At 52.4% G+C, this 580-nt stretch carries 1 protein-coding gene; it reads left to right on the top strand.

Features of this window, described 5'->3' with window-relative positions:
* Positions 1-580 (top strand): UTP--glucose-1-phosphate uridylyltransferase (locus LPA02S_RS11380; RefSeq protein WP_169798393.1); only part of this gene is annotated, 580 nt, incomplete at both ends.

Below are 580 nucleotides of genomic sequence, written 5' to 3'. Positions count from 1 at the left end.
TTGGCCAAAGAAATGTTGCCCATCGTGGACAAGCCAACCATTCAGTTTATCGTTGAGGAGGCCAAGGCTTCCGGAATTGAGGACATTCTGATTGTTGAAGGCAAGCAGAAGCGTTCCATCGAGGACCACTTTGACTCCGCACCGGAACTGGAACAAAACTTAGCGGCTAAGCACAAGGATCGCCTGTTGGACATGGTTAAGTCCACGACTGACATCGGTGTGAACCTGTTCTTCGTGCGTCAGCCATACCCGAATGGTCTGGGCGATGCCGTACGTTTGGCTAAGTCCTTCGTTGCTGACGAGCCATTCGTGGTGATGCTTGGCGACGACTTGATGCGTGACAAGGTACCGCTGACCAAGCAATTGATTAACGAGTACGAGGACACCCACAGCTCCATTCTCGCCGTTAAGCGTGTCCCTCACGAAGAGGTTTCTGCGTACGGCGTTATTGACCCTAGCGACGAGGTTAAGCCTGGGCTGTTCAACGTGAGCCGTTTTGTTGAAAAGCCGGCCGTTGAGGATGCACCTAGCGATTTGGCCATCATTGGTCGTTACCTGCTGACACCAGAAATCTTTGGCA

It is taken from the genome of Lacticaseibacillus pantheris DSM 15945 = JCM 12539 = NBRC 106106, assembly GCF_001591865.1.
In the GTDB taxonomy this organism is placed as follows: domain Bacteria; phylum Bacillota; class Bacilli; order Lactobacillales; family Lactobacillaceae; genus Lacticaseibacillus; species Lacticaseibacillus pantheris.
This window is presented reverse-complemented; position numbering and strand designations above follow the sequence as displayed.